Below are 18,444 nucleotides of genomic sequence, written 5' to 3'. Positions count from 1 at the left end.
CAATACACTGATTTAGTGATAAAATATCATTTAAGTACATCTATATTTAAGAAATCAAGAGATTTATAGTGTGGAAATAAATTTAAATTCTGAACGTTTTAAATGACGGTAGATTTTTAATTTGTTTATATTAGGTATGTTATCTTAAGACGATTTACCTAATAGCTTTAAGTCTCTTGCTTATATAAAAATTTAAATGAAGAGATGAGAGGGATTTACTTGAAAGATTTTGATAGTTTAATTCCTGGTTGGTTCAAAGCATTTGTCCAAGTCGGGAATGATTTAATATGGTCGCAATACCTCATTGGTCTGTTATTAACAGCAGGGATATTTTTCACGATCAGCTCTAAATTTGTTCAAATTCGAACATTTCCAGAAATGTTCCGTGCTGTGGGTGAGAAACCGGAAACTTTAGACAATGGTAAGAAAGGTATTGCTCCATTCCAAGCGTTCGCAATCAGTGCAGCATCTCGTGTTGGTACCGGAAATATAGCCGGTGTTGCAACTGCAATTGTACTAGGTGGACCTGGGGCTGTATTTTGGATGTGGATTATTGCATTAATTGGTGCAGCCAGTGCTTTTATTGAAGCAACTTTAGCACAAGTGTATAAAGTACCTGACAAAGATGGTGGTTTCCGTGGAGGCCCTGCTTATTACATAACTAAAGGCTTAAATCAAAAATGGTTAGGTATTGTATTTGCGGTTTTAATTACTGTTACTTTCGCGTTTGTTTTTAATACGGTACAGTCTAATACAATTGCAGAGTCATTAAAGACACAATATCACGTTAGTCCTTTTATCACTGGTATTGTTTTAGCAGTATTTACTGCCATCATAATTTTTGGTGGTGTAAGAAGTATTGCTAAATTATCATCCGTAATCGTACCTGTTATGGCACTTTTATATATTTTAATCGTTGTCGTTATTTTATTATTAAATTTTGACCAAATTATTCCTATGATTTTAACTATTATTAAGAGCGCATTTGGTCTAGAACAAGTAACAGGTGGTACGATTGGTGCTACTATATTACAAGGGGTAAAACGTGGTTTATTCTCAAATGAAGCTGGTATGGGTTCTGCACCTAATGCAGCAGCAACTGCAGCAGTGCCACACCCTGTAAAACAAGGTTTAATTCAATCTTTAGGTGTATTCTTTGATACTATGCTTGTTTGTACATCAACAGCGATTATGATTTTACTATATTCTGGATTGAAGTTCGGTGAAAAAGCACCACAAGGTGTAGCCGTTACGCAATCAGCTTTAAATGAGCATTTAGGTAGTGGCGGTGGTATTTTCTTAACCGTTGCAATTACATTATTTGCGTTTTCATCTGTAGTTGGTAATTATTATTACGGACAATCAAATATTGAATTCTTGTCTGGTAATAAAGTAATCCTATTCATTTTCAGATGTCTAGTTGTAGTATTAGTATTTATTGGTGCAGTCGTTAAAACTGAAGTTGTTTGGAGTACTGCAGACTTATTTATGGGTCTAATGGCTATAGTGAACTTAGTCGCAATTATAGGTCTATCCAATATTGCATTTGCTGTGATGAAAGATTACAACAAACAACGTAAAGCAGGTAGAAAGCCTGTCTTTAGACCAGAAAATTTAGAAATAAATTTATTTGGTATTGAAAGTTGGGGCATGAAAAAATAATAAAGTTTAATTGGCGGGATTTAGAAATCTATGGCTTTATATAGATTTCTATCCCGCTTTTTTTATAATATTTTGACCATTTAGCTTAATTATATAGAAATGACAAAAATGAAATCGTTAATGAGTATGACTAAGGCGTTTATGCCCACGTAGTTTGTTTAAGGTTTTATAATAGAACTTTTAAATATAACCTTTACAGTGTATAATACTTACAATAGTCAGTTTAGATTTATATACGAATGTGTATTAATAAATATGTTAAATAATAAGCATATTGATGTTAGGACATTTGAAATTTGTGATATGTGCACCATTTTCGGAGCCTAAAATTAAATTACTTTTGTCCTTGCTTTGACGTAATAGTAAGAATTTATTTAAGGATTGGTGAATTTGATGACAACTGAACACGAAACAAAGCAAGATCAACAAGGTAAAAAAGGAAAATTACCTTTGAGTTTTCCAGAAACCCGCTTTATGAAGTTTCTAGGAGGTAAAGATATAATATTTGGTTTAATAATCCTTATATTGCTAGGTGTTGCGATATTTATTTTTGACCAAGTATCTTATATCTTTAAACCTTTCATCATTGTCTTTAATACGATAGCTGCACCTATTGTCGTTTCTCTCATTTTATATTATTTATTTAACCCGTTAGTGAACTTGATGGAACGATATAACATTGCAAGAGTGTGGGGCGTAACGATTTTATTCTTATTAATTATAGGGGTCATTACGCTAGCCGTTAATTTACTTATCCCTTTAATTAGTACACAGTTGAAGAGTTTTGGTAATAATTTCCCTACATACGTTGATAAAATAAATGATTTTATTGATAGTGTGACTAAAAACTCTGTTATTTCAAATTTTTATGGTCAAATTCAAGATCAGTTAGATACGTTAGCTAAGAAGATACCATCTATGATTTCAAGTTACTTTAATGATTTTGGTTCTAAAGTTAAAGTCTTTGCGGAAGCATTAGTTAACATCGGTGTTGTGATCGTTACCACACCATTTGTGTTATTCTTTATGTTAAAAGATGGGCATCGTTTTAAAGAATTTTCTACAAATATGATACCTCCAAAATTCCGAAAAGATTATCACGATTTATTAGATAAAATGAGTGAACAAGTTGGTTCTTATATCCAAGGTCAAATTATCGTTTCATTTTGTATAGGTATTCTTTTATTTATTGGATATAGTATTATCGGTTTAGATTATTCATTAATTTTAGCGTGTATTGCAGCAGTGACAAGCGTTGTACCTTATCTTGGTCCCACAATTGCCATTTCACCTGCAATCATTATTGCCTTAATCACTTCACCTATAATGTTGCTTAAATTAGTTGTGGTTTGGACTTTGGTACAATTTGTGGAAGGACACTTTATTTCACCAAATGTAATGGGGAAAACTTTAAAAATTCATCCTTTAACAATTATATTTATCTTATTAAGCGCAGGAAATATATTAGGTGTTGTAGGCGTGATTTTAGGTATCCCTGGTTATGCTATATTAAAAGTACTTGTATCACATTTATTCTTATTATATAAACGTAGATATAATAAATATTATGGTAATGATGCGGGCGAATATGAAATTAAAGATGAAGAAGTTATTCGTTAAATGCTTATAATAAAACAGCTGTCAGTGAAACCTTAGTTGAGTTCATTGGCAGCCTTTTTAATTTGGAGTTAAAAATAAGAGGTGGGAATTAAATAGCTAAGTGATTTCTACACTGATTAGCACTATTTTCCCGACCTCTTTGCTTAGGAGTATTAATTAATATAAGGTTGTAACTAATTAAAGGAGAAGTGATTAGTTACTTAATAAACTAACGTAAACTTTTTAAATATCATTGACTTAAAGAGTTGAACTTAAATACGCATGTAATTAAGTTACTCAACTAATATAACACTAATAGAAAACGCTTTCAATATCTGTAAAGTGAACATTGAAATAAATAAAAAACGTCTGAGACAAAAATAGATGTCTCAGACTCTTAGTCAATTAGGTGGGATTATGAAATCATTATTAAAAAATTCGATTTCAGTTCCACTCCTTTTTATGTCTTATTATTTATTCATTTTATTTGCGTATGCTTCACGTTGTTTTTGTTCTTCTGCATATCGTTCTGGGTTTTTCTTATAAAAATTTTGGTGTTCTGTTTCTGCTTTATAGAAACTTGTCGCAGGTAAGATTTTTGTGGCGATTGCTTTATCTTTATCGATAGTTTGTTTCATCTTCTCAATATAAGTTTCTGCAACTTCCTTTTGATCTTCATTCGTATAAAAAATTGCTGTTCTATATTGGGATCCTCTGTCTTGATATTGGCCTTCTGAATCTGTCGGATCTATTACAGAAAAGAAAATTTCCAATAATTTATGGTAAGAAAATAGGGCCACATCGTATTCAACTTCAACTGTTTCTAAATGGCCAGTTTCACCCGTTTTGACTTGTTCATATGTAGGGTTGTCTACGTGTCCGCCCATATATCCTGAAGTCACTTGCTCTATGCCTTCAAATGTATCAAATGGTTTTACCATGCACCAGAAGCAACCACCTGCGAAATAGGCTTTATTTATATTCATGTTTAACTTCCTTTCATTATTGGACCTTAGTCTGATTTATTCAGTTTAGACTTGATTTTTATACAGTTTTTATATAAGTTAGTATATATTAATTATAGTACATACATGTGCAATTTTGAAGATATAAGGTTGATACAAGTGAAGAGACAAAAGAGAAACAACACAGATTATGCAAATCATGAAGACAATCTAGACCAATCAAACCGTCGTTCGACAAAGAGACGTATTAAGAAGTTTCCATTTATAATTTTGGGTATTTTAATCGTTTTTGCAATATTGATTGGTTATGTCATTCATGGATATAACTCTGGTATTAAATATGCGAAAGACCAGGGTAAAACAATGAAAGAACATAAATTTAATGGCCCAGTAAAAAATGACGGTAAATTAACCATTATGGTATTAGGGGCCGATAAAGAGCAAGGTGGCATTTCAAGAACGGATTCAATTATGATTGCTCAATATGATTACGTTCATAAAAAAATGAAAATCATGTCAGTCATGCGTGACATTTATGCAGATATTCCTGGTAAAGGAAAACATAAAATTAATTCTGCATATTCTATGGGCGGACCAGAATTATTAAGAAAAACTTTAAATAAAAACTTAGGTATAAATCCTGAATATTACGCTATTTTGGATTTTAAAGGTTTTGAAAAAATGGTAGACGAATTAGAACCTAATGGTGTACCTATGGATGTTGAAAAGAATATGTCTGAAAACATCGGTGTATCTCTGAAAAAAGGTCATCGTTTATTAAATGGTAAAGAGTTACTTGGTTACGCTAGATTCCGTCATGATGAAGAAGGAGACTTTGGAAGAGTTCGTAGACAACAACAAGTGATGCAGGCATTGAAACATGAACTTGTAAGTTTCAGTACTTTACCAAAATTACCAAAAGTAGCAGGTATATTAAGAGGATATATGAATACGAACATGCAAGATAAAACGTTGATGCAAACAGGATTGAGCTTCGGATTACGTGGGGATAAAAATATTAAATCTACTACGTTACCGGTTAAAGGTTCATACCATGATATTCAAACACCTGCTGATGGTAGTGCTTTACAAATTGATCAAGCTACCAATAAAAAGGAAGTCGAAAAGTTCTTAGAAGAATAAAAATGGGTAGCATTAAATCATTTATGAGCATAATTTAGAGGTTGGACACGATGTCCAACCTCTTTTTATTATGCTTCGTCTGACTTTCTGACACCGGCAACGCCATAATGTGTTGATTTCATTTCTTCTATTACAACTTGTATCGCTTGTTTGTTTGCTCCAGTCGTTTTTTCAACCGCTTGAGTAACTTCAGCTACTAAATCTTTTAATTGTTCGTCAGAACGGCCTTCTAATAATTTAACATTTACAATCGGCATGTTGTTTTCCTCCTTAATTATTTGATTATGATTATACCATTAATTTTTATAATATTACAAAAATTCAGAATAGAACAAGTGTTCTTATAGGTATTGAAAAAGAACAAGTGTTCGTATATAATTAAATCATCAAGGAGGTTTGCTGGGATGTATGATTATAATTTAGTGGAAGAAAGAGATATATTGTGTGTGGATCAGAAGAGTTTTTTTGCTAGCGTCTCTTGTGTCGAGAAAGGATTAGACCCTAGAGAAGAGAAGTTAGCAGTCGTTGCAGATACAAAGAGACAAGGTTCAGTTGTATTAGCAGCTACGGCACCGTTAAAGAAACTAGGAATTAAAACAGGCTCTAGATTATTTGAAATCCCTCATAGAAATGACATTTATATTATTAATCCAAGTATGAGAAAGTATTTAGAAGTTTCAATCGCTATTTCTAAGATTGCATTACGTTATGTCCCTCCGGAAGATTTACATCAATACAGTATCGACGAGTTCTTTATAGATGTAACCGATAGTTATCATCGTTTTAGCACGACAATCCAATCATTTTGTAAGAAGCTTCAATTTGAAATAAAGGCAGAAACCGATATCGATTGTTCGATAGGGATTGGTTCGAATATGTTGCTAAGTAAAATTGCGATGGATGTAGAAGCGAAACATTCTCCAAGTATGATTGCAGAATGGCGTTACCATGATGTACCTCAAAAACTTTGGCCCATTCAACCGTTGAGTGAATTTTGGGGTATTAGTTCACGTACGGAAGCCAAATTAAATAAACGAGGTATTTTTACGGTAGGTGATTTAGCTAATTATCCTCATCAATATTTAAAGAGAGATTTTGGCATTATAGGTACAGATTTACATCTACATGCGAATGGAATAGACAAGAGTAAAATACGAGATAAATATGAAGTAGTAAATCCTTCCATTTGTAAAAGTCAGATTTTGATGAGAGATTACCGTTTTGAGGAAACAAAAGTGGTTATGAGAGAGTTAATTGAAGATGTGGCTAGTCGTGTAAGAGCTAGAAATCAATTAGCAAAAACGATCCATTTTTCATTTGGTTATAGTGATGATGGTGGGGTTAACAAACAATATACATTAGAAGATCCGACAAATTTAGATGAGAATATATTTAAAGTAATTGAACATTTTGCAGATAAGTTATGTGATAAGCAAGCGCTTTATAGAACAGTAAGTGTGTCATTAACGCAATTTATCGATGAGAAAGATCGTCAACTGAATTTATTTATTAATGAGTATGAACGAAAGAGAAAAGAACGGTTAGCGAAAACGATTGACGAGTTACATTCAAAATATGGTAAAGGCATTGTATCACGGGCGGTTTCATATACAGACGCAGGAACGAAGAATGGCCGTTTAGGACTAATGGCTGGCCATAAGATGTAATATAAACAATAACTACAATACAATCATGTATTTAAATAACCAGTAAATAAACATAAGGTTGTTTATTTACTGGTTATTATTGTGTATGCATGGGTTAAGCAATATACGTATCAAAGTCTTCTAAGGCAAGCGCACCTTTTTTACGGTCTTCAGGCGTTTTAAAACTAATACGCAAGGCGCCATAAATATCTTCACGTACTTCTAATATTCTTAAGTTGCTAATAGAAATATTATGTAAACTTATAATGTTTGTAACTTTGCTAATCATACCCGGTTCATCGGGGATATCAACGTATAGATCATACTCGATAGATAAGGCACCTTGTGATTTAAGGGGAAGTTCATCCCGATAAAGTTTAGCTTCATTAAAGAAATCATGGAGCGCCGTTGGTTGGTCGCTCTCAATTAATTGTATGACTTCAGTCATTTGTGATTTCCATTCTTGTAACATAGATAAGATGATATGTTTATTTTCAAGGGTGATATCACGCCACATAATTGGATTACTACTAGCAATTCTAGTGATATCTCTAAAGCCTCCCGCTGCAAGTGTCTTAACTAAAGATGAATCTTTAACGTGATTGGCGTTTAGATGAACGAGACTCGACGCAATAATGTGAGGAACATGACTGACGATACTCGTTACAAAATCATGTTCATCCGCAGTTGTAGTAATAAATTTAGCTGCAGTAGATTGTAATAATTCTTTCACGACAGTAGAGGCCTCGTCATTGTCAGATTCGTTGTGCACAAGAATGTAGAAGGCATTCTCAAATAGGTGTTTTTTAGCGTTAAGTACGCCAGACTTATGGCTACCAGCCATAGGGTGCCCACCAATTAAATGAATGTTGTGTTGTAAAAGTGAGGTTTCAAATTGTTGAATTGTGGATTTCGTACTACCTGTATCAGTAACGATTAGACCACTTTTAGTTTGATAGTGCGGTAACGATTGTAAATATTGAACAGTTTGCTTAACAGGTGTTGCATATATAATCATATCTGCTTCTTGCACACTCATTTTATAGTCTGTAGAAATATGATCTATAATCCCAATGGATAAAGCTTTATCTAATTGTGTCGTATCTGCATCGTAGGCAGTAATAGAAATATCATCGTGATAGTATTTCAAATTGCTAGCTAAACTTCCGCCAATTAATCCTAAACCTACAAATAAAATGTTTTGCATTAACGATCACCTCTGTCTAATTTTTCAGAATATTTATATTGTAAATGAGCGATAGATAATTAGCAATAATAGTTTAATACATTTGTTAGAAGCAAAACGTGGAATGACGTTTTGAGATGTACAAAAAGTAGGTAAAACCTCTAAATAAATTAATTTTTAAAGTAGTTCAATTAAAAGCGTAGCGCAATAGTTACTAAAATGTGCCTATAGTACAAAAAAGTGCGTACTTCTCAAAAAGATACTATCAATTTATAATTTTAATACATAATAAAACACGAAGGTGGAAAGAAAATGAAAAATATATTAATCATTAATGGTCACGAATACTATAAAAAATCAAAAGGGCAGTTGAACCAAACAATTTTTGAAGAATGGGAAAGATTACTAAAAGATAAATTTAATGTTGAAACAACGATAGTAGATCAAGGATATGATGTAGATGAGGAAATTGAAAAATGGTTGCGTGCAGACATAATTATAATGCAGACACCAATATATTGGTTTAGTATACCTGGTAAGTTCAAGCAATATATCGATCAAGTATATATGGATCGCATATTCTTTAAAGGGTCAGATCAATATGGACAAGGTGGACAGTTTACTGATAAACAATATTTACTTTCATTAACATGGAATGCGCCAGAGGCCATTTTTGATAATAAAGAGGCATTTTATGACGGACGTTCTTTAGATGAGGCGATGTTACACTTACACAAAATGAATCAATATATTGGTATGACATCACTGCCAACATTTGCAATTTATAACGTCGTGAAACACACAAATATAGAACATTATAAAATAAAATTGGCAGGCCACGTAAAAGAAGTTTTTGACAGAATGTAACCATGGAGATAGAATTTATACACAAGGTATAGATATTGAAATATTTAGAAAAATAAGAATTCATTGTTGACAAAAGAGAATGTTGCTTGTACTATACTAGTTAATTACTACTTCAGAAATTGAAGTTAAATGTTGAAAGTATGAGTAGCGTATATGTTGAGTAGTTAATCAGAAAGCTAATGGTTGATGGAAATTAGCACTGCATATATCGTGAATTGGGCTTTTAAACGTCACTATAAATAGAGCAATTGAAAGTGAACATGAAGAATGTTAACTAAGGTGGCACCACGGTAACGCGTCCTTATAGTACGTGTTATTGTGGTGCTTTTTATTTGGAAATTTTTAAAGAAAACAAAATGTAGTAAGTTATGTAAACGTAGTCTCAGAAAGTTAGTGGTTGATGTAAACTAACACGCACATATACTGAAATTGGGTTTTGTTGGATCATAATTTTATAAAATGATTTGAGTGAGTAGAGTTTAATATTCTGCTAATTTAGGTGGTACCACGCAACAGCGTCCTTTATTTTAAGGATGCTGTTTTTTTAATTTTCAAAAGGGAGGCAAATCAGATGTTGATACAATATAAAAAATTGCACGCCGAAGTTACACCTGAAGCGCTAGCAAGACTTAAAAAACATAAAATCATATTAGAAAGTTCGGAACAATCTAAATTGAAGGGCCGTTATTCTATGGTGATATTTGATACGTATGGTTCTATCACGTTAGATGACGAAACATTGACGATTGAAAAGAACGAAAAACAAATCGTAGAAAATGACCAACCGTATGACAAATTAAAACAGTTTATTGATCGTTATAAAGTTAATATTCAAGAAGAGTCGCTCGCAGATTTACCATTTATTTCTGGGTTTGTGGGTACGTGTAGCTTTGACTTAGTGAGACATGAATTTCCAAAGTTAAAGCAACACCCCCTTGAAGATCATCAGCAACACGATGTGCGCTTACACATGGTCGAGGATGTTTACGTATTTGATCATTATAAAGAACACCTATATGTGATTGCGACCAATTTATTTTCAAATCAAAATGAAGCACAGTTGAAAGCTAGAATTGATCGTCGAGTTGAAGAATTAAAAGAAATTAACATTTATCCGCCAACAATAAATTATGAAAATAACGATAAACAAATTAAGTCTAATATTACGCCAGAACAATTTGAAACAACGGTTAGAAATATGAAATCACTCATTAGACAAGGGGACATGTTCCAAGTAGTCCCATCAATCATTTATAGTTATGAACATCACTTTGGAAGTAAATTACAACAGTTGTCATATCAACTCTATCAAAATTTAAAACGACAAAATCCTAGTCCTTATATGTATTACTTGAATATAGATCAACCTATTATTGTAGGAAGTTCGCCTGAGAGCTTTGTAAAAGTTAAAGATCAGAAAGTCGTAACCAACCCAATCGCTGGAACAATTAAAAGAGGGCAAACTGAAGAAGAAGATTATGCTAATGAACAACAACTTAAAAATGATGAAAAAGAAATAAGCGAACATCGTATGTTAGTGGATTTAGGAAGAAACGATATTCATAGAATTAGTCTTACAGGGACTTCAAAGTTAGAAAAGTTAATGGCAATTGAGCGTTACGAACATGTCATGCATATCGTTAGTGAAGTAAGTGGTAAAGTTCCTGATAATTATTCTCCTATGTCGGTCATTGCAAGTTTATTACCAACTGGCACAGTGTCAGGCGCACCGAAACTGAGAGCAATTCAACGTATTTACGAAAACTACCCTCATAAACGTGGTGTTTATAGTGGGGGAATAGGCTATATCAATTGTAATCATGAGTTAGATTTCGCCTTAGCAATACGTACAATGATGATAGATGAGCACAATATCAATGTTCAAGCAGGTTGTGGCGTAGTGTATGATTCAGTCCCAGAGAAAGAATTCCAAGAAACCCAACTTAAAGCTAAAAGTCTTTTGGAGGTGTCCCCATGATACTCATCGTCGATAACTATGATTCGTTTACTTATAATTTAGTTGATATGGTTGCGCAACAAACAGAGGTTATAGTGAAGTATCCTGATGACCCTAAAGTTTTTGACTATCAAAATGAGATTGACGGCATTATTATTTCGCCTGGTCCAGGTCATCCGTTAGATACCAATCTCTTGATGAGAATTATTGAACACTATCAACATAAACCAATATTAGGAGTATGCCTAGGTTCCCAAGCTTTATCATGTTTTTATGGTGGGGAAGTCATACAAGGTGAAAATATAAAACACGGTAAAACAGATCGAATGAAGATTGTAAAAAGAACGCAACTATACGAAAATATTACAGAATATTCAGAAATTATGAGGTATCATTCATTAATTACTGATCCTAAATCATTACCAACATCTTTAATCGTGACGGCAGAAACGCCAGATTGTATACAAGGCTTACAACACAAGATGAAACCGCACTTTGGTATTCAATATCATCCAGAATCATTTGCAACTGAACATGGCACTCAAATCATTATCAATTTCTTAAAAATAACCCAAGAGGTGAAACATGATGCGACTTCAAGAACAAATTAATCAACATGAACCGTTGAATCAACAACAAATGAATCAATTTATTACCTTTTTACTAGATGAAACAGCAAAGGAAGAGACAAAAAAGCAGTTATTGTCTACGTTCTCAAATAAAGAAATTACCCAAAATGAATTAACTTATATCGCAAACAGTTTAATTCAGACAATGTATGAACAACAACCTCAGTTTCCTAATAGTATTTGTGTGTGTGGTACAGGAGGAGATAAATCGCATAGTTTCAATATTTCAACAACGGTATCTTTCGTAGTTGCAAGTGCGGGTGTTCCTGTTATTAAACATGGTAATAAGAGCATAACTTCCGCTTCAGGGAGTACCGATTTGTTAAAAGCGATGAACATCAAAACGACCTCGGTTGAAAAAACGATAGAACAAGTGAGAGAGAAAGGATTAGCATTTTTAAGTGCGACTGAAACATATCCTGTGATGAAACATATTCAACCTATACGAAAAGGCATCGATAAACCAACTATCTTTAATATTACAGGCCCGATGATTAATCCGTTCCAGTTAGATTATCAAGTTATGGGCGTGTATGAACCTTCAAAGTTAGAAAAAATCATTCGAACGCTTTCAGACTTAGGTAGAAGACGGGCAATCGTATTGCATGGTGCCAATGGTATGGATGAAGCCACTCTATCAGGAGATAATATTATCTATGAACTAACATCTGATGGACAAATCCAACATTATACGCTTAACGCACAAGATTTAGGATTTGACTATGCACCGAATAGCGATCTCGTTGGAGGCTCGGCTCATGATAATCTATCAATCACTAAACGTATTCTTAATGGTGAAGAACAAAGTGCAAAACGAGATGTCGTCGTGTTAAACGCAGGTATCGCTTTGTACGTAGCTGAACAAACTGACTCGATTCAACAAGGCGTACATTTAGCTAGTAAATTAATAAATGATGGAGCAGCATTAGCACAATATAACAAAATGGGAGGACATCAATATGACTATATTGGATGAAATTGTAGCTTATAAAAGAGATTTATTAGCACAAGGATATTACGAAGATAAATTAAAAACTTTAACAGCCGTTGACGTTTCACATAAACAAACATTAAACGACCAAATAAAGTCTTCAAAAGAATTAGCCATCATTGCTGAAATAAAATCTAAAAGTCCATCTATTGATAGATTACCTGAAAGAAATTTAATACAACAGGTTAAGCAATATGAACAATATGGTGCGAATGCAGTTTCAATACTTACAGATGAACAGTATTTTGAAGGTAGTTTTGAAAGGTTACAAGAGTTAACTATCGAGACGAATTTACCGGTGTTATGTAAAGATTTTATAGTTGAAAAAATACAAATTGATGTTGCACGCAAGGCTGGCGCATCAATTATATTACTCATCGTAAACGTATTAAATGATGAAGAATTACAGGAACTTTATCATTACGCACGATCTTTAAACTTAGAAGTGTTAGTTGAAGTGCATGATAAAGCAGAACTTAAGAGAGCACATCAACTTGGTGCTGAATTAATCGGTATTAATAATAGGGATTTAAAACGTTTTGTTACTGATGTATTGCATACAAACGAAATTTTAGAAGATTATCAACCCAATGTGAATTATATTTCAGAAAGTGGAATCCGTAACCGAAGTGATGTTGAAAATATTGTAGCATCAGGTATAAGCGGAATGTTAATAGGGGAATCATTGATGACTTGCGATGACTTGAGTCAATTTTTACCAAGTTTAAAATTAGAGAAGGTCCAACGATGAAATTAAAATTTTGTGGATTTCGTACGTTGGAAGATGTTGCTAAAGTTAGAGATTTAAATATTGACGCAATTGGGTTTATACATTATCCCAAAAGTAAAAGATATGTCGACGTTCCGACAATCAAACAGTTTACGGATATAATTCCAAAGCATATAGAAAAGGTTGTGGTAGTCGTTAATCCTAATTTTGATACAATTTCAAACCTTATCGAATCGACTTCATTAACGGCTATACAATTACACGGTTCAGAAAGTATAGAATTCATTCAACAAATAAAACGACTTTTTCCGCACATTAAATTAATTAAAGCACTGCCCGCTTAAGACAAAGATGCTTTATCAAACGCGATTGAATATTATCGCACTGATATCGACCTATTTATTATAGATACACCTTCAGAAAGTTATGGTGGTACAGGTAAAGTTTATAATTGGGAAATATTGCAAGGACTCACAGGAATTGAATTTTTGATTGCAGGCGGAATTGATCTTGAAAATATTAACAAACTAGAGCAATTAGAATTAGCGCATAGTGGATACGACATTGCGAGTGGAATCGAAAGTGAAGATGTTAAAGATATAAATAAGATGAAAGACATTATTTTAAAAGTAAAGGAGAAAAAATATGATGCAACGTAATATTCAAACGCAAGCAGATGAATTTGGTTTTTTCGGTGAATACGGGGGACAATTTGTACCAGAAACGTTAATGCCAGCAATTCAAGAACTGAAACAAGCCTATAACAAAGCGAAAGAAGACCCACAAATTAAAGAAGAATTAACGTATTATTTAAAAGAATATGTAGGGCGAGAAACACCGTTAACGTATGCGAAATCTTATACGGAAACATTAGGTGGGGCAAAAATTTATTTGAAAAGAGAAGATTTAAACCATACTGGCGCGCATAAAATCAACAACGCATTAGGACAAGCTTTACTTGCAAAACGCATGGGCAAGAAGAAACTCGTAGCAGAAACTGGTGCAGGCCAGCACGGGGTTGCGAGTGCAACTGTTGCCGCGTTATTTGATATGGAACTCGTTGTATTTATGGGTGAAGAAGATATTAAACGACAATCGCTAAACGTATTTAGAATGGAATTGTTAGGTGCGACAGTTAAATCAGTAACTGAAGGGCAAGGCACGTTGTCAGATGCTGTAAATAAAGCACTACAATACTGGGTGAGTCACGTAGATGATACGCATTACTTGTTAGGTTCTGCGCTTGGACCTGATCCATTTCCAACAATGGTACGAGACTTTCAAAGTGTCATCGGAGAAGAAATCAAAGGTCAAATACAAGATAAAGAAGGGCGTTTACCTGATGCAATCGTTGCTTGTGTAGGTGGAGGATCCAATGCGATAGGCACGTTTTATCCATTTATAAAAGACGACGTTAAATTATATGGTGTAGAAGCTGCTGGTAAAGGTGTAAAAACGGATCGTCATGCATTAGCAATCACGCAAGGCAAAGTCGGGGTGCTACATGGGACTAAAATGTATTTGTTACAAAATGAAGATGGTCAAATTCAACTAGCACATTCAATTTCAGCAGGGTTAGATTACCCAGGGGTTGGTCCTGAACATTCGTATTATCATGATATTGGAAGAGTAGATTATGTGACGGCGAGTGATAATCAAGCAATGGAAGCACTTGTACGATTTACTAAAGCAGAAGGTATTATACCAGCTATTGAAAGTGCGCATGCTTTAAGTTACGTTGAGGAGCTTGCACCTCGAATGAGCGAAGATGAAATTATTGTAGTAACTGTATCTGGTCGTGGAGATAAAGATATGGATACAATCCGTGCATATATGAATAAAGGTGGTGAAGGCGATGCGTAAACTATTTATACCATACATTATGGGAAATACGTCATTTATTGATAATTTAAAGACATTAAATGAAGTTGGAGCCGATATTGTGGAAATCGGTGTGCCTTTCTCGGACCCGGTAGCTGATGGACCGGTAATTATGGATGCTGGGGCTAAAGCAATAGAAGAAGGTGTGAATGTACAGTATATTTTCGATCAATTAGAAAAACATCAAGAAGAAATTACGAGTAACTATGTGCTAATGACCTATTACAACATCATTCAACATTATGGCGAAACTGAATTTTTCAACGCATGTGCGCAAGCTGGTATTTATGGTGTAATCATTCCAGATTTACCACATGAACTCATACAACAATTGAAGAAACGTCATCCAAATCGTACTGTAAATATCATTTCTTTAATTGCGATGACTACTTCTGAATCACGAATTGAACAAATTGCGAAAGACGCTGAAGGGTTCATGTATACAGTGACGATGAATGCAACTACGGGTGAAAATGGTAAATTCCATCCAGATTTAAAGCGTACGATTCAACACATTCAAACATTAACAGATATACCAGTAGTAGCTGGTTTCGGCATTCGTAACTCGTTACATGTTACTGATATTGTGAGTGTAGCAGATGGTGTCGTTATGGGGAGTGAAATTGTCAAACGCTTTGAAAATGATAATGTGGAAACAACTATACAATTTCTAAAATCTATTCGACAAGCGTTAGATAAACCTCTAGATCAAAATGAATAACATATAAATAATACGGGTAAAGTATCATTAGAATCTTTGAAGAGAAATTAGCATCATGCTAAGTAATAAAAAGCGCATGTATAGTAATAACTTAAGCTAATTTCAAATTCATTATATAGAGGTGACAATTTTGACTAAAAAAGTATTGTTTGTTTTAACAAGCAGAGATCAATATGACGACGGTACACCTACAGGATTATGGTTAGAAGAGGCGAGTGAACCTTATAATATTTTAACGGAATCAGGTGTTGATGTAGATCTTGTTTCAATCAACGGTGGGGAAGTACCGATTGACCCTAATTCTACTCAAAACGATGAATTAAATAAATATAGTGACTTCGTTGAAAAAATTAAACAATTATCTAGTTTAGATGATGTTAATGTTGATAATTACGATGCTGTTTATTTACCTGGTGGTCACGGCACAGTATTTGATTATGCACACAATCAAAAGCTTGCAGCAATTCTTGCACAATTTAAAGGTGAAGGTAAGTATATTTCATCAGTTTGTCATGGTCAAAGTGCTTTTGTAGGTGCCAAAGACAACGATGGTAATTTCTTAGTTGACGGCGTGACATTAACTTCATTTACAGATGATGAAGAACGTACGATGAAATTAGACGAAAAAGTACCTTTCCTAACTCAAACGGAATTAGAAAACCAAGGTGCTAAATTTGTTGCCGATGATAACTTCTCAGTACACGTGGAAAAAGATGGACAATTTATTACAGGTCAAAATCCACAATCAAGCGTTGCAATCGGTGAAGCATTAAGAGATGCTTTAAAATAATATGAAAGTTGAAGCTTAAGCTAAAAGTATTATAAAAAACTGGAGAACGTAGTGTTTTCCAGTTTTTATTTTTTCAATTGACCTATGTACATAGTCAGTATTATTTAAAATAGCAATTATAGTATTATTTTACAATTTAATTAAATAATGATGCTTAAAGTAATAATTGAAATAAAGATAAGTCATATTCATAATAGTTTATTCTTTGATAAATTTGTATGAATGATATAATAAAGGATATAAAGATACTTATAGTGGAAAAATCTGTTTATGTTATATAAAAGTGATAGGTACGATGCACAAAATAGGTATTGATTTTGTTTTATGAACGATTATTGTATAATAATCGAGATTAAGAGCAAACATTGTATCAAAGTACTATAGACAATTAGGAGTTTATTAAAAAATGAAATTTACAAATTTAACCGCTAAAGAATTCGGGGAATTTACAGATAAAATGCCCAACAGTCATTTCACTCAAATGACTGCGAACTATGAATTAAAGGTTGCAGAAGGTGCTGAAACGCATTTAGTAGGTATAAAGGATAATAATAATCAAGTTATTGCAGCTTGTTTAATGACAGCAATACCTGTAATGCGTTTTTTCAAATCTTTCTATACGAACAGAGGACCTGTTATAGATTTTGATAATAAAGAACTTGTTCATTTTTTCTTTAATGAATTGGCACAATATGCAAAAAAACATAATGCAATCTATTTAAGAGTAGATCCATATTTAGCATATCAGTATCGTAACCACGAGGGTGACGTACTTGAAAATGCAGGAAATGATTGGTTCTTTGATAAGATGAAGCAACTTGGATTTAAACACCAAGGATTTTTCACAGGTTTCCATTCTGACAAACAAGTTCGGTTCCATTCTGTTTTAGATTTAACAGATAAAACTGAAAAAGACGTTTTAAAAGGAATGGATAGTTTAAGAAAACGTAATACTAAAAAAGTTCAGAAAAATGGCGTTAAGATTAGATTTTTAAATAAAGAAGAATTACCGATTTTCCGCCAATTTATGGAAGAAACTTCTGAGACGAAAGCCTTCGACGATAGAAATGATAGTTTCTATTACAATCGTTTGAAGTATTATAAGGATCGTGTCTTAGTACCATTAGCTTACATGGACTTTGATGAATACATCGAAGAGTTGAAACTTGATCGAGAAGCTTTAACTAAAGATATTAATAAAGCATTAAAAGATATCGAAAAACGACCAGACAATAAAAAGTCGTACAATAAGCGAGACAATTTAGAAAAACAACTTGTAGCAAATCAACAAAAAATTGACGAAGCGAAAGCATTACAAGAAGAACATGGGAATGAATTACCAATATCGGCTGCATTCTTCATAATTAATCCATTTGAAGTTGTATATTATGCTGGTGGTACAGCTAATGAGTTTAGACACTTTGCAGGAAGCTACGCAATTCAATGGAAAATGATTAACTATGCTTTAGAACATGGAATTAATCGTTATAACTTCTATGGAATTACTGGTGATTTTTCAGAAGATGCAGAAGATGCGGGAGTTGTTAAATTTAAAAAAGGCTATAACGCAGACGTTGTAGAATATGTTGGTGACTTTATTAAACCGATTAACAAACCTATTTATAACATTTATAAGAAATTAAAAGATATTAAGGACAAAAAGTAAACATATATAGA

16 protein-coding genes and 1 pseudogene are annotated in these 18,444 nt (G+C 33.3%); 14 read left to right on the top strand and 3 right to left on the bottom strand.

Annotation, left to right across the window (positions count from 1 at the left end):
- Window positions 1-219 precede the first annotated feature (219 nt).
- Entirely contained in the window at window positions 220-1,662 is a 1,443-nt protein-coding gene (alsT, locus tag NGI30_RS05750; protein ID WP_251516778.1) for a glutamine transporter AlsT, read from the top strand.
- Window positions 1,663-2,055: 393 nt separating this feature from the next.
- Window positions 2,056-3,282 carry an AI-2E family transporter gene (locus NGI30_RS05745; protein WP_251943931.1) on the top strand — a complete coding sequence of 409 codons (1,227 nt, stop codon included), beginning with the start codon at window positions 2,056-2,058 and terminating at the stop codon, window positions 3,280-3,282.
- A 449-nt stretch (window positions 3,283-3,731) separates the two neighbouring features.
- Here the strand turns inward: NGI30_RS05745 and msrA are convergent, their stop codons facing one another.
- A complete protein-coding gene (gene msrA, locus NGI30_RS05740; protein ID WP_251516782.1) occupies window positions 3,732-4,247 on the bottom strand; it encodes a peptide-methionine (S)-S-oxide reductase MsrA in 516 nt (171 codons plus the stop codon).
- A 105-nt stretch (window positions 4,248-4,352) separates the two neighbouring features.
- Between msrA and NGI30_RS05735 the strand changes: the two genes are divergently transcribed.
- Window positions 4,353-5,369: an LCP family protein gene (locus tag NGI30_RS05735; protein ID WP_502960378.1), complete on the top strand. Its 1,017-nt coding sequence runs from the start codon at window positions 4,353-4,355 to the stop codon at window positions 5,367-5,369.
- A gap of 68 nt (window positions 5,370-5,437) precedes the next feature.
- Here NGI30_RS05735 and thmT read toward each other — a convergent pair whose 3' ends face one another.
- Window positions 5,438-5,626, bottom strand: a complete 189-nt coding sequence (thmT, locus tag NGI30_RS05730) for a 2-hydroxymuconate tautomerase (RefSeq protein WP_251516786.1) — start codon at window positions 5,624-5,626, stop codon at window positions 5,438-5,440.
- Window positions 5,627-5,773: 147 nt separating this feature from the next.
- Between thmT and NGI30_RS05725 the strand changes: the two genes are divergently transcribed.
- Complete coding sequence (locus NGI30_RS05725) at window positions 5,774-7,036, top strand: Y-family DNA polymerase (RefSeq protein ID WP_251942987.1); 1,263 nt, start codon at window positions 5,774-5,776, stop codon at window positions 7,034-7,036.
- A 94-nt stretch (window positions 7,037-7,130) separates the two neighbouring features.
- Here the strand turns inward: NGI30_RS05725 and NGI30_RS05720 are convergent, their stop codons facing one another.
- Window positions 7,131-8,222, bottom strand: a complete 1,092-nt coding sequence (locus NGI30_RS05720) for a prephenate dehydrogenase (protein WP_251942985.1) — start codon at window positions 8,220-8,222, stop codon at window positions 7,131-7,133.
- A 291-nt stretch (window positions 8,223-8,513) separates the two neighbouring features.
- Here NGI30_RS05720 and NGI30_RS05715 point away from each other — a divergent pair, with 291 nt between their 5' ends.
- The 10 genes and pseudogenes from NGI30_RS05715 to NGI30_RS05670 all read left to right on the top strand — a co-directional run bounded on the left by NGI30_RS05715 (window position 8,514) and on the right by NGI30_RS05670 (window position 18,433).
- Entirely contained in the window at window positions 8,514-9,068 is a 555-nt protein-coding gene (locus tag NGI30_RS05715; RefSeq protein ID WP_251516793.1) for an NAD(P)H-dependent oxidoreductase, read from the top strand.
- Window positions 9,069-9,639: 571 nt separating this feature from the next.
- Window positions 9,640-11,046 (top strand): anthranilate synthase component I, encoded by a 1,407-nt coding sequence (locus tag NGI30_RS05710; protein ID WP_251942984.1) that lies wholly within the window; start codon window positions 9,640-9,642, stop codon window positions 11,044-11,046.
- On the top strand, window positions 11,043-11,636 hold the full coding sequence (locus tag NGI30_RS05705) for an anthranilate synthase component II (protein ID WP_251516797.1): 594 nt from the start codon (window positions 11,043-11,045) through the stop codon (window positions 11,634-11,636). Before NGI30_RS05710 ends, NGI30_RS05705 begins: the two co-directional genes overlap by 4 nt.
- Entirely contained in the window at window positions 11,614-12,630 is a 1,017-nt protein-coding gene (gene trpD, locus NGI30_RS05700) for an anthranilate phosphoribosyltransferase (RefSeq protein WP_251943929.1), read from the top strand. Before NGI30_RS05705 ends, trpD begins: the two co-directional genes overlap by 23 nt.
- Window positions 12,614-13,396, top strand: a complete 783-nt coding sequence (gene trpC / locus NGI30_RS05695; RefSeq protein WP_251942983.1) for an indole-3-glycerol phosphate synthase TrpC — start codon at window positions 12,614-12,616, stop codon at window positions 13,394-13,396. The genes trpD and trpC overlap by 17 nt, the downstream gene beginning before the upstream one ends.
- Window positions 13,393-14,034, top strand: a pseudogene (locus NGI30_RS05690) (phosphoribosylanthranilate isomerase). Before trpC ends, NGI30_RS05690 begins: the two are co-directional and overlap by 4 nt.
- A complete protein-coding gene (gene trpB, locus NGI30_RS05685; protein WP_251519030.1) occupies window positions 14,024-15,238 on the top strand; it encodes a tryptophan synthase subunit beta in 1,215 nt (404 codons plus the stop codon). The pseudogene NGI30_RS05690 and the gene trpB overlap by 11 nt, the downstream one beginning before the upstream one ends.
- Window positions 15,231-15,977: a tryptophan synthase subunit alpha gene (gene trpA / locus NGI30_RS05680; protein ID WP_251942982.1), complete on the top strand. Its 747-nt coding sequence runs from the start codon at window positions 15,231-15,233 to the stop codon at window positions 15,975-15,977. The genes trpB and trpA overlap by 8 nt, the downstream gene beginning before the upstream one ends.
- Before the next feature lie 130 nt (window positions 15,978-16,107).
- Window positions 16,108-16,767, top strand: coding sequence for a type 1 glutamine amidotransferase domain-containing protein (locus NGI30_RS05675; protein WP_251942981.1), 660 nt, complete (start codon window positions 16,108-16,110; stop codon window positions 16,765-16,767).
- 406 nt (window positions 16,768-17,173) lie between these two features.
- Window positions 17,174-18,433 carry an aminoacyltransferase gene (locus tag NGI30_RS05670; RefSeq protein ID WP_251942980.1) on the top strand — a complete coding sequence of 420 codons (1,260 nt, stop codon included), beginning with the start codon at window positions 17,174-17,176 and terminating at the stop codon, window positions 18,431-18,433.
- The last annotated feature ends 11 nt before the right edge of the window (window positions 18,434-18,444 follow it).

Source organism: Staphylococcus sp. Marseille-Q5304 (assembly GCF_943737015.1).
Classification (GTDB): Bacteria; Bacillota; Bacilli; order Staphylococcales; family Staphylococcaceae; genus Staphylococcus; species Staphylococcus hsinchuensis.
Note: the sequence above shows the minus strand (reverse complement) of the source record. Positions and strands in the feature narration are given on the sequence as shown.

Excerpts from the sequence above, each read along its gene's own strand:
- thmT (WP_251516786.1), bottom strand. The coding sequence starts at position 5,626 with ATGCCGATTGTAAATGTTAAATTATTAGAAGGCCGTTCTGACGAACAA.
- NGI30_RS05720 (WP_251942985.1), bottom strand. The coding sequence starts at position 8,222 with ATGCAAAACATTTTATTTGTAGGTTTAGGATTAATTGGCGGAAGTTTA.
- NGI30_RS05715 (WP_251516793.1), top strand. The coding sequence starts at position 8,514 with ATGAAAAATATATTAATCATTAATGGTCACGAATACTATAAAAAATCA.
- NGI30_RS05745 (WP_251943931.1), top strand. The coding sequence starts at position 2,056 with ATGACAACTGAACACGAAACAAAGCAAGATCAACAAGGTAAAAAAGGA.
- NGI30_RS05670 (WP_251942980.1), top strand. The coding sequence starts at position 17,174 with ATGAAATTTACAAATTTAACCGCTAAAGAATTCGGGGAATTTACAGAT.
- NGI30_RS05705 (WP_251516797.1), top strand. The coding sequence starts at position 11,043 with ATGATACTCATCGTCGATAACTATGATTCGTTTACTTATAATTTAGTT.
- trpA (WP_251942982.1), top strand. The coding sequence starts at position 15,231 with ATGCGTAAACTATTTATACCATACATTATGGGAAATACGTCATTTATT.
- NGI30_RS05710 (WP_251942984.1), top strand. The coding sequence starts at position 9,640 with ATGTTGATACAATATAAAAAATTGCACGCCGAAGTTACACCTGAAGCG.
- trpB (WP_251519030.1), top strand. The coding sequence starts at position 14,024 with ATGCAACGTAATATTCAAACGCAAGCAGATGAATTTGGTTTTTTCGGT.
- msrA (WP_251516782.1), bottom strand. The coding sequence starts at position 4,247 with ATGAATATAAATAAAGCCTATTTCGCAGGTGGTTGCTTCTGGTGCATG.
- trpC (WP_251942983.1), top strand. The coding sequence starts at position 12,614 with ATGACTATATTGGATGAAATTGTAGCTTATAAAAGAGATTTATTAGCA.
- NGI30_RS05735 (WP_502960378.1), top strand. The coding sequence starts at position 4,353 with ATGTGCAATTTTGAAGATATAAGGTTGATACAAGTGAAGAGACAAAAG.
- trpD (WP_251943929.1), top strand. The coding sequence starts at position 11,614 with ATGCGACTTCAAGAACAAATTAATCAACATGAACCGTTGAATCAACAA.
- NGI30_RS05725 (WP_251942987.1), top strand. The coding sequence starts at position 5,774 with ATGTATGATTATAATTTAGTGGAAGAAAGAGATATATTGTGTGTGGAT.